Below are 14059 nucleotides of genomic sequence, written 5' to 3'. Positions count from 1 at the left end.
CAAAAGCGCCGCAGCGGCGACCAGAGCGCCGCCTCAGGCCGTCGAAAGCTCACCGCCGTGCATCAAGCGGGCTAGCTGGCTGATCCGCAATCGGATAAAGATATCTATCTCAACCATCCACAATTCTGCGTAACGGATCACCAAATACGTGCAGGGCGAGGAAGCGTGCTGGGTCATACCCGCATAGCAGCGACAAGACGAAGGCCCTCTCTGATGAGAGGCATCGTTTTCTTGGGATCGGAAACAACGTTGCCGTGCGCGGATGCGATGAATTTGGTCGGATATTGCTCTTCCAGCAATTGACGCACACGTTCAACGTGGCTGTCCGCGTTCTTGAACCGTGTCCAATACAATGCGTACTCCGAATAAATTCCCGTCAGTTCCGGAATAGGGAGGTCAGGTATTTCTTCCGCGAAAAGTCCACATTGTTGTTCGTTGTGGTAGTGTCCGAAACTAAGGCCATCTGACGTGAACATTACCTGTTCGCCCCTGTCGTATCCCCAAAGCGTATTGTGGAGATCACGAAACACTGCTTCCACGAAGGCAAACTTGCGCCCTCCTAGGTCTATCTCGTCGCCCTCCTTCTTCTGAACGAAGCGATCAACGAAGTCGGGAAAGACCAAGTGAAGGTCGCGTAGATCTCCGACTGCCTTTGCATTCGGAAAATGGGAGAGTAGGCGGCCGAGGTTTCCAGCGTGGGTAACTTCGGGATGAGTAGGGAAGATCCACTCTGGAGTGGGAACGCCTTTCTCAATCAGACTCTCAAGTTGATCGCGAACTGTAATCCAGTCCTTAAGGTGGCCAGTGTCCACCAGAAGGCTGCGATCCCGCCCGGCGACCAGGAACACAGCAGAATATGTATGCTGGATTGTTTCAGCGTGTTCCCACATCTGGCAGTCACCCAGCCACCAAACGCCTGGAGCTATCTCTCTCGGGAGCTTGCCGTGGGTGTGTCCGCTGCGGCAGTCGTTTGCATGCGTCGTGTTCATTGTGGTCTTCCCTTTCCGTCGAGCTGCTCCAGAGCTTGATCCAGCATTTCCACGTGGCGAAGCACCAAATGCTTGCCGGAAATGACGCAGCCAAGGGTCGGTGCGATGTGCTCAACATCGTACCGTCCAAATACGTCCTTCACGAATGCACGCAAGGGCTGCGTGTCGGCGTCTTCCATCCAGAAAAACTTGGCTCGGAAATTGTCGACAACGTCTTGAACTGTTGTCGTATCCGTATCTGCGGTTACCAACGTAACCCCGGGAGCCGGCGCCATGACATGGGAGAAAGAGTCCGATGTAAAAAGTGTTTTAGTGACTGCATCGTATATCCATGTCGCCGCGAGCAGCTTCAACTTTGTATCGATAGCCTGCAGCGATCGACCCGGAGCGACCTGAATCAGGCTTTGCTTTTCGATCATCTTCGACTCAAAAGGCGGCGGATAAGGGTTAGGACCTTGAGTGCGCATGTAAACCCACTCATAAGCCACATAGCCGGCCCAGACTTCTTTAACCGGCCACTTTTCGATGATCACGTCAGCATTTCCGATGCTGTCGAACTCAACAGCGCGAGTTAGCAGCAACTTCATTTCGTCGATAATGAACGGCTCAATCTGCGCCACAAGCCCGTCTTCCAGAATAGGAAGGGAGGTATCCAACAGGACAGCTTTCGTGCCTTCGAGCAGCAGGTAGGCATTCAGCGCAGCCTCACCTTTGGCATTCTTCGGAATCCAGTGAATGATGTCGTTATGTGGGACAGTGCCGCCGAGAAGGTAAAGCTTCTCCGCGACAATCGGCCTGGCGGGGCCTGCCGTGACTTGCGTATTCATATTTCCTCCATTCGTAGCTGTCGGCGTGGTCTAACGCCGATAGCTTCAGATGATTGCGGCAAGTTCCTCTTCGTTCACTACTGGACGAAGGACGGATCACCAACATCTGCGAGCGAAGCATCAAAGCCATAGCCGACGAGCATGTCTCGAATGTAGCCGTCGTTGCGCATTTCTTCGATTGACGCGTCCAGCGCCGCACCTAACTCTGTATTCTTCTTGTTGTACAAGATAGTGCTTTGTGCACCTTTCACGGTAAAGGGCACTCGCGCATCCGGTTTGATTATCTCGATCTTTATATCCTGGTAGGCATTCTTTGTTTTCTTGGTATATGCGCCAAGCGAATACCCGTCGACGATTGCGTCGATACGGCCGGACTGCAAATCCTGGGTTTGAGAGGCTTGGTTCGGATAGGTTTTGACGGTTATTTCCTTGATCTTCTGAAGGTCTGAAGCGAAGAAATCGGCGGCTCTCACGCCGATGGTCTTTCCATAAAGCCCTTCGATCGTATTAATCCCACTCTTCGAGTAGATAGCAAGGCGGTCCAGATACATTGGAACGGACAATCCCATCACCTTATCTCTCTCCCTGGTCCGGCTCCAAGCATAGATGGAAACGTCCACCTTGTTGGTCATGATCGACTGAATCTGCGCCGACTGATCAAGAACCTGAGATTCGATTTTTAGACAGTTTTCTTCAGCAAACCGCTTTACCACCTCGCTATCGACCCCCTCGATTGTCCCGTCCGCCGTGACTTCGGTAAAAGGGGGATACACGTTCAAAGCAACCTTTAGGGTTCCGCTCTCGACTGTCCTGAATTCATGTTTCGGTTCACATGCATAAGCGGGCGCGTTCGCAATCCCGAGAATGCCCAATATGATCAGATTCGCGCTAAAAAATCTCGTCATGTCATTTCCCTTCGTTTGATGACTATGATGTGCTTGACCTATTATTTCGATTGAGGCGCCGCTCAATTGCAAACACTATTATTGACGCGGGCATACACACTGCGGCGTACATTAGCGCCGTCAGTATAAATAGGGACATGTACTGAAAGTTGGTACTTCCCAGACTGTAGGCGCGGCTCACCAGCTCGGGGAGCGCAACCGTAAAGCAAAGCGATGTGGCCTGGAGCATCATGAGCGCAAACCCGAGAAGTGGAGGGAGTGCGACTTTCAACCCCTGAGGCAAGATCACGTATCGAAGTCGGTCCGTGAAACTAAGTCCTAAAGCCTCCCCGGCCTCGCGTTGACCTGCTGGCACAGACTCCAGGCCGCCACGTATAATCTCGCTCGTGTATGCTGCGGTACACGCCGCGAGAGCGGCTACGGATGCCAGCAGCGATGAGAGAACCAAGCCGGTAGAAGGCAGACCGAAGTACAAAAACTGAAGAAGCACGAGTGCTGGCGTTCCTCTGCCCAACTCAACCAGTGCCACGGTGGGCCAGCGCACGTAGCGATCCCTGGCACTAACGCCCAACGCCAGAAGCAATCCGATGGGCACACCGATCGCAAGGCACAGACCTAAGACTTGCAAGCTCAGCAAGTAGCCGTCCAGAAGGGTAGGGAGCCACTCTTCCCATGACGACAGCAGCTCGGTCATAGGGCAACCTTTGCGGCTAGTCGCAATTCAATATGCCGCCCAACGAACGCGAACGAAATGCTCAGCAGAATGTAGATAATACCGGCGGCCGTGTATGCTTCGAGACCCCTGAGGCTTCTTTGCGTTATTGCCTGCGCAAAGAATGTGATGTCTTGGACGCCAATGGTCGACGCAATAGCAGTATCCTTGAGAAGACCGATTGCGTAAGTCGTGGAAGCTGGCAGCGAGATCCTCGCCATTTGTGGCAGAATTATATCAATTAGTCTGGACCTGGCGCTCAGTGCCAATGCCTGAGCGGCGTCCTTTTGCCCGGGATGAATTGCGGTGAGGGCGCCGCGATAGATTTCTGCCAGGCTGGCGGCGGAGATTACTCCCAACGCGACTACCGCGGCGGGAAAAGGCGCCAAATCGATGAAGCCACTCCCCAGTCCGAAAAAGATTAGGAATAGCCACACGATCGGGGGTATTGAACGGACGAGAAGTATGATTGCGAAAGCAGTGCAATTGACGAGTCGCCACTGAGACACTCTCATTGCACAGACAGGTAATGCGACTACGGCACCGAGAGCCAAACTGCATATCGTCAGGGCGATGGTGTAGGTCACGCCGTGCAGGAGAGGGAGAAGGAACGCCGTCATCTGTCACGAACCGCCCGAAGAAACCGTTGTGCTCTTCCGGTCCTGGGGTTTCTCATAACCTCCTGACTCATTCCCTGCTCGATGATCTGGCCGTCAGCCATGATCACTACTCGGTCAGACACCGTTTCTGCGAAGTGCATCTCGTGAGTGACGACTATCATCGTCATCCCGGCTTCTGCGAGCTCGCGCATGACAGCAAGCACCTCGAGTCCCAACTCTGGGTCTAAGGCAGACGTTGGCTCATCAAACAGCATAATTTCCGGGTCAAGTGCCAGAGCACGAGCAATCGCAACACGCTGTTGCTGCCCTCCTGAGCAACGAGATGGATATTGGTGGGCCTTGTCGGCGAGGCCAACCCGTTCAAGCAGCTCGTATGAGCGAGCATCGGCATCTGATCTTTTGCGACCCAGCACGCGCTCTTGAGGTAGGCTGACGTTACGCAGCACTGTGAAGTGTGGAAAAAGATTGAAAGACTGGAACACCATCCCGACAGAGCGGCGTAACCGAATAAGCTCTGATCTTTTGATGGTCGACTCTGCGTGGATCGTAAGATCCCCGATCTTGATGGTTCCGGCGGTTGGGGGATCCAGCTGGTTTATACAGCGCAGAAGCGTGCTCTTGCCCGAGCCACTCGGACCGATAATCGAAAGTACTTCACCCCGATTCAATGTCGCATCAATGGCCTTGAGGACCTCATGATCGCCATAGCTTTTGCAAATGCCGTTAAGGACAAGCGCAGGTGCGCTGGCAACCTGTGATACTTCGACACTCGGCCCCGGCATTACGCTGGCGGACAGCAAATCTCTCTCCCGATTGATGCCTTGATCTGGCTCGTTCGCGCGCTGGAGGGAGGAAAACGTGACCGCCCGTCGCCAATGTATTTTGTCTACATTATTAACATCTTCGTTCGTACTGTCAACCGAAATCACATTGACCGAGTGCTGCGATCGGTTTTTCACGGCCCCTGAATCAGCTTAAGTTCTCGCCGGTCGTACGGCCGGTTTCTACGGCCGTCGCAGCCAGATAGCACCGTTTCCATATCACCGGCGCAGCCCGCCTCGCATGCTCGACGGGGTCGATTGGTGCAACCCCCGACACACGTTGCGACGCGCAGCGCATGGCTTAAGTTTTTTCTGAGTTTGTGCCATTTCCGGGAGTGAGCGGACACGTTTTGTCATTCACCCAGCCCATGGCGGACACCGCCCACGATGCTGTTCCGTACGACATCGGCGCGCTGAGAGCAGCGCTGGCCGCGGCGCTGGCCGGGGCCGAAGACGAGGCCGCGCGCTGCTTTGGTCGAGGCCGAACTGGCGGTCGCGTCGGCCAAGGCATCGGATGATGCGGCGCTGATCGCACATCAGCGTCGTATCCATACGCGGAAGCTTCAGCGTATGCGTACTCAGCGTCTGACGATTCGGAAGCTGCAGTGGCGCTGCATGGTCATACCATAGTTCTGAACGTTCCGGCCGCCTGCACGGCCAGAGGGTGCTCACCTTCGAGGAACTGAGTGCGGCGACCGAAGAAGAGATCATCGACGAACAGGCCGGGGCCCGGACCACCCAGGTAGCTGCCATATGTGCGCGAACGACCGCCGCGCCAACCATTCCCCGAGCATCGGCCCCGCGAACACGTGCTCGCGTGCTCGGGCGCGGGCCGATGAAACTGCTGCGGCGGCGATCGGCTGCGCAAGCTTGGTGAGGACATCACCGAGACGCATGAGGTGCCGCAGCAATGGAAGGTAATCCAAACATCCAAACACGTGCAAGAGAAGTTCCGCTGCCGCGATTGCGAGGCGATCAGCCACGCTCCGGCACCGTTCCGCCGCACCCCGCGTGGCTGGGCCGGTCCCGTCCTCTAGCGATGATCCTGTTCGAGAAGGTTGTCCAGCATCAGCCGCTCAACTCCGCTACTCCCTGACCTCGTCCAACCGCGCGTCTTTGCGTTCAATATTACTTTCGTTTTGCCGTATTAGGTGACGCGCGCCCTCCAATGACAATATTCCGACTGCAAGTATGACGGGCACATATGTGAATAGATCGGATGGTCGAAGGGCTTCACCTATCGCGAGCGCAACAAGAAAAAGAAGCACCGGCTCGAGATAGCCGAGCAAGCCAAAAATGCTCAGCGGCAGATACCAACTCGCGAGTATGAAGCTGGCGAAGGCCAGTGCACTGAGGATTGCCAGGCCCGGCAGCAAATACAAAAGTTTTGGTGTGGTGGCGAAGTAAACTAGGGGGTTAGAGGCCGTCACAATAACCAGGACGGCCGCAGGAAACATGAGCATAACATCAAACCAGAACCCGCCCAAATTGCTGGTGCCCAACGCGCGTCGCAGAATAAAGTACGCTGGCATGCCGAACGCGACGACTGCTGTTTCCCATGAAAGCGAGCCCATCCGCCAGAATTCATGCGCGACCCCAATGGCAGCTGAACAAACCGCCAGCGTCTGAAAGAGCGACAGTTTCTCGCGATAAACGACCAGCCCCGCGAGAACCATCACAAGCGGCAGCAAGAAATAACCAAGCGACACTTCCAGAGCGGCATTGTTGAGCGGAGCCCACAAAAACAGCCACTGCTGAATCCCAATCAGAATGCTCGTCGCCACCAAGCCAAGACAGAGTGCCGGCTCTCGTTGTGCACGGGTTATAATTGATCTGACTTGCGGCCAAGACCCGCTGGCAATCAGGACGATGGTGATGAAAGGGAAGATCAGGACCATTCGCCAGCCGAATATCTCGGTCCCCGCCATCGGCTTTAGAAGTGTCGCGTAAAAGTACATCAAGCCAGCGACAACAGACGACATCACTGAGAGGAAGGCACCTAATTTAACGTTCATCAAACCCGGTCCCACTGTTTTTATGGGCGAAGACCATCGCGACCGTGGTCGAAATAATTAGCATGGTGAAAGCGATCAAACTTGTGATTAGTAGCAGCTTTATTGCCCGCGATGCTGTGCCAGTTTTTTCGATCTTCGTCACTTAACCCCGAACGTCCGTGTTGCGAGTGACCCAGAACTTCTCGACATCGCAAGGATTCTCCCAAGCCGCTACAGCTCCTTGCTTGACGAGGAAAATGTCCCCGGCTGTGAACGTGACGCTACCTTCATCCGGGTTTGAAAGCGTAACCTCGCCTTTACGAAGCATCATTAGTTCGGAAAACGAGTAAGTGATCGGGTGGCGCGCATATGGGGTTGTGGCCCACGTGCCCCAGGAAAAGGGACCGAACCTCTGAAACTCATGGCGAACCGTATTGGGCGAGGGGGTGGTCAGCAGTGCTGCATTCGGGGCTCCCCCGGGTGACATGGGATGATCAAGGTTAAGCCTTGCAAAGGGGACGTGCGGAAGTTCCCCATATAGGACGACGAGGACACAGTCGGCATCCTCCGCACTCCAAGACAGTGCACCTGTCGGCACAGACGCGACTTCGCCTTTGGCGAGAATGAGCTCGGAGTTGCTGTGGCAAGCGCGGACAGTTAACTGCCCGGTTCGGACCATGACGATGGTGGGAAACCGGCCGTTCGCGTCTCCATCGCCTGAAAGGAGCGCACGCCCGAACCCGAAAGGTTCGGTCGTGCTTCCATCCTGTACGATAGCTTCTAATGCCTTTGCGAGGTTCGAACCGCTCGACGGCATGTTACATAGATTAAATACGTTGGTCAGCATGTCCATCTCTTCCAGGTTGAGGAACCACCGGCATGGGATCAACTTCAGATCCCGCCCTGTTTGACGCTTGGGCGCACCACGCGTCCTGAGTCATGCTCGGCCCACGGTCGGTGAGATTTAGAATTTCTTACGACCGGGACACAGCGATCCTCCCATCGAGGCTGCTACAGGCCAGCCGTCTTCAGCCCTGAATCGAAGTGATCATCGATCAAGCTCAACAACACCGGCAGATCATCCCCGGTAATTCGCCTTATGATCTCTTGGTGTTCGAGCACCAAATCGTTGAGATTGCTGTAACACGACACCAGGTTCTTGAGGCAGAGGTAGGTTTCAGCCGCTAACGTAGAGAACATTCGATCGATGCGCGCACTGCCCATGCCGCGGACCATCACGGTATGGAATTCCAGATCACGGTCTATCACCCCGGATTGATCCAGACGCGAGGCCGAAACAGACATTCGGTCAACGATCGCCCGCATGGCGGCAATAGTACGAGTGTCCTTGCTCACAAACAGATGTCTTGCCGCCTCTTTTTCCACCATGCGACGAGCGGAGAAAATGTCCCTGAAGTCGCCCAGTCCAAGAGTGACGACGCATACGCCCTTGTTTGGAGAATTGGTCAGGATCCCCTCCTGCACAAGACGCTGCAACGCCTCCCGAATAGGTCCCCTGCTGACACCGAGTTGTTGGGCGAGTTGAGGCTCTACGATTCTGGTGCCAGGATCGAAAGCTCCACTTAAGATTTTTTGTCGCACGCGATCTGCGATAAGAGAAGGTGTCGTCTGCCGTTTAAGCGGTGCAAATTCGTCTCCCCCAGTCGGCATTGATGTAACACTCCTCTACCAGTCTCGAACCAGCCGGGCGACTTGCTGCCGCACTTCCCCTCGTGCCAGAGGCACGGCAGCAATCATCTCGAAGCGGCTATTCGCTGGACATCACTTCCGTTATGAATTTGGATACCCGAGGCGCATCAGCGCCAAGATCCTTGAGCATCGGGTATTTCAGCAGCTCGGCCGATGTGATCTGAAGCGGCTGAATTTTCTTGATAATGTCCTTATGCGCTTCCATCGCTGCACGATTCGGCACCTTGTACAGGAGTTGCGTGATCAGACCGCCCTGTTCCTCCGGCTTCAGGATGAAGTTCAGGAATTTCTCGGCGGCGTCTTTGTGCTCTGCCTTTTTTGGTACCACGTAAACATCGACAACCGTGTCCGTGCCTTCCTTCGGAATCACGTACTTGACGTTCGGGTTCTCCCGGATGGCGAGATTGCACCAGTTATCCCAGGCGGCAGCCACGCTGATTTCGCCGGACAAAAGGCGGGTATGCATTGTAAAGCTATCGAACGTCAGGACGTTCTTCTTTGCATTGACCAGAAGTGGGCGGATCTTTTCAAGAGCCTCCTTGGAAACGTCGTTGATTGATAGGCCGCTGTATAGCTGCGCAGGCTCTAGGAACCAGCGCTCATCCGAGACCATTGTGTACTTGCCCTTCAGGTCTTCAGAGGGGTTGAGAATGTCTCCCCAACTCGTTGGCGGTGCGGCGACCAAATCTGACCGGTAGCAAAGACCGAACGTATCCCAAGCCCAAGGAACGCTGTATTTCAGTCCGGGATCGTAGCTCAGCTTGGTCGCTTCGTCGTATAGATTGGCGAGGTTCGGAAGCTTCGAATGGTCAAGCTCGGACAACATTCCGAGCTTATTCAGCGCTTCGACAAACGGGTGGGATACAACGAGCAGGTCAAAGCCGGTCCCGCCGCTGGCGATCATCTTGGCCATGGTTTCTTCGTTCCCAGACGTCTCCACCAAATTGACGTCGATGCCGGTCTCCTTCTTAAAGTCCTGGAAGAGAGTGGGCGGATAATAGCCGCTGAACGTAACCAGTGTTAGGCTCTCCGCACGAGCTTCTGCGCCGACGGTTGCCGCCAGGGCGACCCCGGCTGCAAGGACGGCACGCAGGCGTGAAATTTTCATCTTTAGCTCCCTGTGGTCGATTGTTGACGGTTCGACGACGACAATAGTAATGTCAACATTTGACACTAGCAACAAAAAAAGCACGCTGTCTCAGCCGAAAACGCAGCATTTGCCGCAAAAACAAACAACGCACTTGAAGCACTCGGCCATCCTCGAGGTCGAGCATATTACGGACGCTTGGGCCTTCCGGCCCAGGGTCTTTACTCGGTCAGAACTTTTCCATCTGCACCGTTCCAATGAAGCCATACGGGTGCGTTTATCGAGATGTTCTCGTGATCCTGTTCAACGACGCCTTGCAAAACGTCGATAGGGTCTGATTTCCCAGGGACAGCGACCCTTACGTGGAGATGCTGCCCAAGATAGTTCACCTCCTGGATGTGACCCTGAACAGAGTTATCAAAGGTGTCTACGCGGCAGCTTGATAGCCTGATGCGTTCAGGGCGGAGGGCATATGTGACATTTCCCCGGCCGGCACGATCCCCCTTCACAACACCAAAGTCTTTAATCTGGACGTTGTATCCGTCAGCCACACCTTCAAAAAAGTTGGTCTTACCGACAAAATCTGCAACAAACCGCGAAACTGGCTTCTCGTAAAGATCTGACGCTGTGCCGAGTTGCTCGATCCTTCCATTGCGCATCAAGGCGATTCTATCCGCCATTACGAGCGCTTCCTCCTGATCGTGCGTAACGATAACGAAGGTGATTCCGAGCTCATGCTGTAGTCGCTTCAGTTCCAGCTGCATTGCTTCGCGCAGTTTCTTGTCGAGGGCGCCAAGCGGTTCGTCGAGCAGCAGAACGCGAGGTTGCATTACAAGAGCTCGGGCAAGGGCCACGCGTTGACGCTGGCCGCCCGAAAGCTGACTCGGCAAGCGGTCGACCATTTGGGTTAAGTGCGTCACCTCCAGCATTTCTCCAACACGCTTGGAAATCATCGATGAATCCACCCCTTTGGCTTCCAGGCCATAACGAAGATTTTTCCCGACCGTCATGTGCGGAAACAGCGCGTAGGACTGAAACATCATGTTCACGGGCCGGCGGCGCGGGGGGATCTGTATAAGGTCTTTCCCATCGAGAAGCATCTTCCCGCTCGTTGGTGTGTTGAAACCAGCAATTATCCGCAAAAGTGACGTCTTTCCGCATCCCGACGGTCCGAGAAGCGCAAAAAATTCACCCTCTCTCAAGTCAAAGGATACATCGTCAACGGCGACGAACGCGGCATACTTAAGCACGATACCAGACAGTTCAATCACATTTGCCATCTTCGGCCTCACACCGTTGTTTTGTTGAACCGCTGAGCGAGAAGCACCAACATGAAGCTGGTGAATATTGTCAAGGTCGCCAGGGCGTTGATATCCGGCGTGATCCCAAATCGGAGCATCGAGTATATTTTCATTGGCAGGGTTTGCGCAGTGTTCGACGGACCCGCCGTGAAGGAGGCGATGACAAACTCATCGAAGGATAGCGTAAAGGAAAGCAACGCGCCGCCGATGACGCCCGGCAGCAGCGCCGGCAGTGTTATCCGCCAGAACGTTTTCCAGCGGCTGGCTCCGAGATCGATTGACGCCTCGATCAAGGAATAGTCAAAACCCTCGAGACGAGTTCGAACAACAGCAGTTACAAAGGCGATGCAGAACACAACATGTGCGATGATCACAGTCGGCAAGCCTAAAGGGAACCCGATTAGGGCGAAGAAACTCAGCAACGCAATGGCCAGCACGATATCAGGAATGACCATCGGCATATAAAGGAAGCCGTTAATCAGCGGGGACGGCCGGATTTTGCTGACACTCAGTGCGAGCATGGTTCCAATCACACTCGAAATGGCAGCTGCCGCTATGGCGACGATAAGTGTGTTCGCGAGCGGAACGAGGATCGCCCCATTGGAGACCAGCTTCTTGTACCATTTCAACGACAAACCGGACCAGGAGGTCGGTAGTCCGGAGTCGTTGAAGCTGAGCACCACCATGGTTAAGATTGGCGCATAAAGGAACAGCAGGGTTAGAATCAGATGCAGAGACAGAAGTCTGTTTGCTCTACGCATGCAACTGTTCCTCCAACTTTCGACCGCGCAACTGAATCCAGCTCTGCGCCGCCAGAAGTCCGACCATAATGGTTAGAAGCACCAAACCAAGGGCAGCGCCGAACGGCCAATCCCTCGCCACTGCAAATTGGTTCTGAACGAGATTGCCGATCATTGTTACTTTGCGACCCCCGAGCAAATCGGCGGTTACGAAGTTGCCGATCGATAGCACGAATGCGAAGACGCCTCCCACCACGATCCCGGGCATGGTAAGAGGGACAGTAACGTACAGGAAAGTTCTCCACGCTGGAGCTCCGAGGTCCTCGGAAGCCTCTAACAGCTCAAAGTTGAGGCGCTGGATCGAGGAATAGGTCGAGAGCACGACAAAGGGCAAGAAGTTGTAGACAAGGCCAATGATGACCGCTCCTTCAGTGTAAAGCATGTCGATAGGCGAGTGAGTGACGCCGCTGGACACGAGAAGCGAATTGATCACACCTGCCCTGTTTAAGAGAAGAATCCAAGCGTAGGTTCGCAGCAGATAGTTGCTCCAAAACGGCAGCATGACCAGAAAGAGCATGGGCATTTGCCATTTCGAGGGCAGTCGAGCGATAGCGTATGCAGCGGTGTAACCGATCACAAGCGAAACAATGGATGCAATCGTTGCGATCCGCACTGAATCGATAAAAATCCGGAGATAGAGACCGTCAAACACTCGCAGCAGATTATCGAAGGTAAAGTTTGGAACTACGCCGCCGTATGTTCCTCGTGAGAAGAAGGCGTAGACCAGAACGAGCAAGAGGGGGGCGACAAGGAAAATCGCCCACCAAACAAGGGTCGGCAGCGCCAGGAGAAAAGCTGTAAGTTTCCGTCCCATGTTAGTGACCTGTGCTTTCCCGATCATCAGCCCCGATCATCAGCGTTGAAGCCGCGATCACCAAGGACAGCCTTCAGCTCGAGGAACTCGTTGAAGGCATGTGCGCCGCCTTCACGTCCATTTCCGGACTGCTTGTATCCGCCATATGGCGCGTACGGGTCCCATTCTGGGGAATTTAGATAAACAGATCCGACGCGCAGCTTTCGAGAAAGCATGCGGATGGCGTCCGGGTCACTGCCTGTAATGTGCGCGGCCAGACCGTAGCAGGAGTCATTGGCTATGCGAACCGCATCGTCGAGGTCTTCATACCTAATGACGCTGACGACAGGTCCGAATATCTCTTGGCGCGAGATCGACATCTCCGGTGTCACATCGGAGAAGACGGTGGGGCGCACAAAATAGCCTCGGTTAACACCGTTGGGGCGCCCAAGACCTCCGCACGCCAGTGTTGCGCCCTCGTCGATACCAGCTTGGATCATCCGCTGAACGCGGTCGTATTGGGCAGCATTGGCAACCGGCCCAAGCGTTGTGTTCGGATCGGTCGGTGAACCGATAACATAGCCGTTGGCTGCTTGGACCGCCAGGGTGACGGCTTCATCATACCGCTTATGCGACACCAGTAACCTGGTTCCCGCGTCGCAAGCCTGGCCGTTGATGAAGAAACAATTGTCGATCGCGGCAGGCACCGCGGATTGGAAGTCTGCATCGTCTAGAAGGATGTTGGCAGATTTTCCTCCAAGCTCATGCACGATGCGCTTAACCGTGTCAGCCGCGGCCTTGGTGATCAAAATGCCTGCACGCGTCGAGCCAGTGAACGACACCGCATCGATTTCTGGATGACGCGAAATGGCGTCGCCAACGATCGAGCCTTCGCCATTCACCAGGTTGAATACCCCAGCCGGAACACCAGCCTCTGCTAAAACTTCCGCCAGAATAATTGCATCCAGTGGGGTTACTTCTGCAGGCTTCAACACCATGGTGCAGCCTGTGGCAATCGCGGGCAGGATTTTGGTGAAAATCTGACCGATCGGCCAGTTCCACGGAGTTATTAGCCCGAGAACCCCGACCGGCTCCTTGAAAATCGTCGTCGTCCCACGGCGCTCGACGAACTGGAAGTCTTTCAAGATGTCTATTGTTGCCGCAGTGTGGGCCTTGCACCAGTCCAACAGCGCGCTGCTGCTGAGGGAGATCGTCATGCCCATCTGTTGGGTCACAACCTCGGCGATTTCTCGCTCGCGCTTGCGAAACGCGGCGTCGATATTCCGCAAGAGCTCGATCCGCTCTCGAACGGAGCTCGACGAGAAGCTTTCAAATGCACGACGAGCAGCCTTTGCTGCCCGATCAACATCTTGCGCCGACCCTGTCGCACACTCCGCGAATGGTAGCTCGGTTGCTGGGTCGATAAGATCTCTTGTGGTGGATGACAAAGGTGCCACCCACTCGCCGTCGATATAGAATTGGTTCGCGTGATCCATGTTC

At 54.8% G+C, this 14059-nt stretch carries 14 protein-coding genes and 1 pseudogene; 1 reads left to right on the top strand and 14 read right to left on the bottom strand.

Annotation, left to right across the window (positions count from 1 at the left end; all coding sequences use genetic code 11):
* Window positions 1–173: 173 nt before the first annotated feature.
* The 6 genes from ACWGTI_RS30135 to ACWGTI_RS30110 form a co-directional block, all read right to left on the bottom strand.
* On the bottom strand, window positions 174–989 hold the full coding sequence (locus ACWGTI_RS30135; RefSeq protein ID WP_454590386.1) for an MBL fold metallo-hydrolase: 816 nt from the start codon (window positions 987–989) through the stop codon (window positions 174–176).
* Window positions 986–1816 carry a hypothetical protein gene (locus tag ACWGTI_RS30130; protein WP_454578589.1) on the bottom strand — a complete coding sequence of 277 codons (831 nt, stop codon included), beginning with the start codon at window positions 1814–1816 and terminating at the stop codon, window positions 986–988. The genes ACWGTI_RS30135 and ACWGTI_RS30130 overlap by 4 nt, the downstream gene beginning before the upstream one ends.
* Before the next feature lie 77 nt (window positions 1817–1893).
* A complete protein-coding gene (locus tag ACWGTI_RS30125) occupies window positions 1894–2721 on the bottom strand; it encodes a substrate-binding periplasmic protein (protein WP_454590385.1) in 828 nt (275 codons plus the stop codon).
* Window positions 2722–2743: 22 nt separating this feature from the next.
* Window positions 2744–3415, bottom strand: a complete 672-nt coding sequence (locus ACWGTI_RS30120) for an amino acid ABC transporter permease (RefSeq protein ID WP_454578587.1) — start codon at window positions 3413–3415, stop codon at window positions 2744–2746.
* The gene (locus ACWGTI_RS30115) at window positions 3412–4053 is read right to left on the bottom strand and encodes an amino acid ABC transporter permease (protein ID WP_454578586.1); all 642 of its coding nucleotides are present in this window, start codon (window positions 4051–4053) and stop codon (window positions 3412–3414) included. The genes ACWGTI_RS30120 and ACWGTI_RS30115 overlap by 4 nt, the downstream gene beginning before the upstream one ends.
* Window positions 4050–4835: an amino acid ABC transporter ATP-binding protein gene (locus ACWGTI_RS30110; RefSeq protein ID WP_454578592.1), complete on the bottom strand. Its 786-nt coding sequence runs from the start codon at window positions 4833–4835 to the stop codon at window positions 4050–4052. Before ACWGTI_RS30110 ends, ACWGTI_RS30115 begins: the two co-directional genes overlap by 4 nt.
* A 407-nt stretch (window positions 4836–5242) precedes the next feature.
* Here ACWGTI_RS30110 and ACWGTI_RS30105 point away from each other — a divergent pair.
* A pseudogene (locus ACWGTI_RS30105) lies at window positions 5243–5955 on the top strand (IS66 family transposase zinc-finger binding domain-containing protein); the annotation flags it as partial.
* A 4-nt stretch (window positions 5956–5959) separates the two neighbouring features.
* On the opposite strand, the gene rarD reads toward ACWGTI_RS30105, so the two are convergent.
* The 8 genes from rarD to ACWGTI_RS30065 form a co-directional block, all read right to left on the bottom strand.
* Window positions 5960–6889, bottom strand: a complete 930-nt coding sequence (gene rarD / locus ACWGTI_RS30100) for an EamA family transporter RarD (protein WP_454590384.1) — start codon at window positions 6887–6889, stop codon at window positions 5960–5962.
* A 142-nt stretch (window positions 6890–7031) separates the two neighbouring features.
* Entirely contained in the window at window positions 7032–7715 is a 684-nt protein-coding gene (locus ACWGTI_RS30095) for a cupin domain-containing protein (RefSeq protein WP_454590383.1), read from the bottom strand.
* Window positions 7716–7879: 164 nt separating this feature from the next.
* Window positions 7880–8539: a GntR family transcriptional regulator gene (locus ACWGTI_RS30090; protein ID WP_454578583.1), complete on the bottom strand. Its 660-nt coding sequence runs from the start codon at window positions 8537–8539 to the stop codon at window positions 7880–7882.
* 97 nt (window positions 8540–8636) lie between these two features.
* The gene (locus tag ACWGTI_RS30085) at window positions 8637–9686 is read right to left on the bottom strand and encodes a polyamine ABC transporter substrate-binding protein (RefSeq protein WP_454590382.1); all 1050 of its coding nucleotides are present in this window, start codon (window positions 9684–9686) and stop codon (window positions 8637–8639) included.
* A 200-nt stretch (window positions 9687–9886) separates the two neighbouring features.
* On the bottom strand, window positions 9887–10945 hold the full coding sequence (locus tag ACWGTI_RS30080; protein ID WP_454578581.1) for an ABC transporter ATP-binding protein: 1059 nt from the start codon (window positions 10943–10945) through the stop codon (window positions 9887–9889).
* A gap of 8 nt (window positions 10946–10953) precedes the next feature.
* The gene (locus ACWGTI_RS30075) at window positions 10954–11727 is read right to left on the bottom strand and encodes an ABC transporter permease (protein WP_454578580.1); all 774 of its coding nucleotides are present in this window, start codon (window positions 11725–11727) and stop codon (window positions 10954–10956) included.
* Complete coding sequence (locus ACWGTI_RS30070) at window positions 11720–12607, bottom strand: ABC transporter permease (protein ID WP_454590381.1); 888 nt, start codon at window positions 12605–12607, stop codon at window positions 11720–11722. The genes ACWGTI_RS30075 and ACWGTI_RS30070 overlap by 8 nt, the downstream gene beginning before the upstream one ends.
* On the bottom strand, window positions 12607–14055 hold the full coding sequence (locus ACWGTI_RS30065; protein WP_454590380.1) for an aldehyde dehydrogenase family protein: 1449 nt from the start codon (window positions 14053–14055) through the stop codon (window positions 12607–12609). The genes ACWGTI_RS30070 and ACWGTI_RS30065 overlap by 1 nt, the downstream gene beginning before the upstream one ends.
* Window positions 14056–14059: the final 4 nt, after the last annotated feature.

Source organism: Mesorhizobium sp. ArgA1, from assembly GCF_053714375.1.
This window is presented reverse-complemented; position numbering and strand designations above follow the sequence as displayed.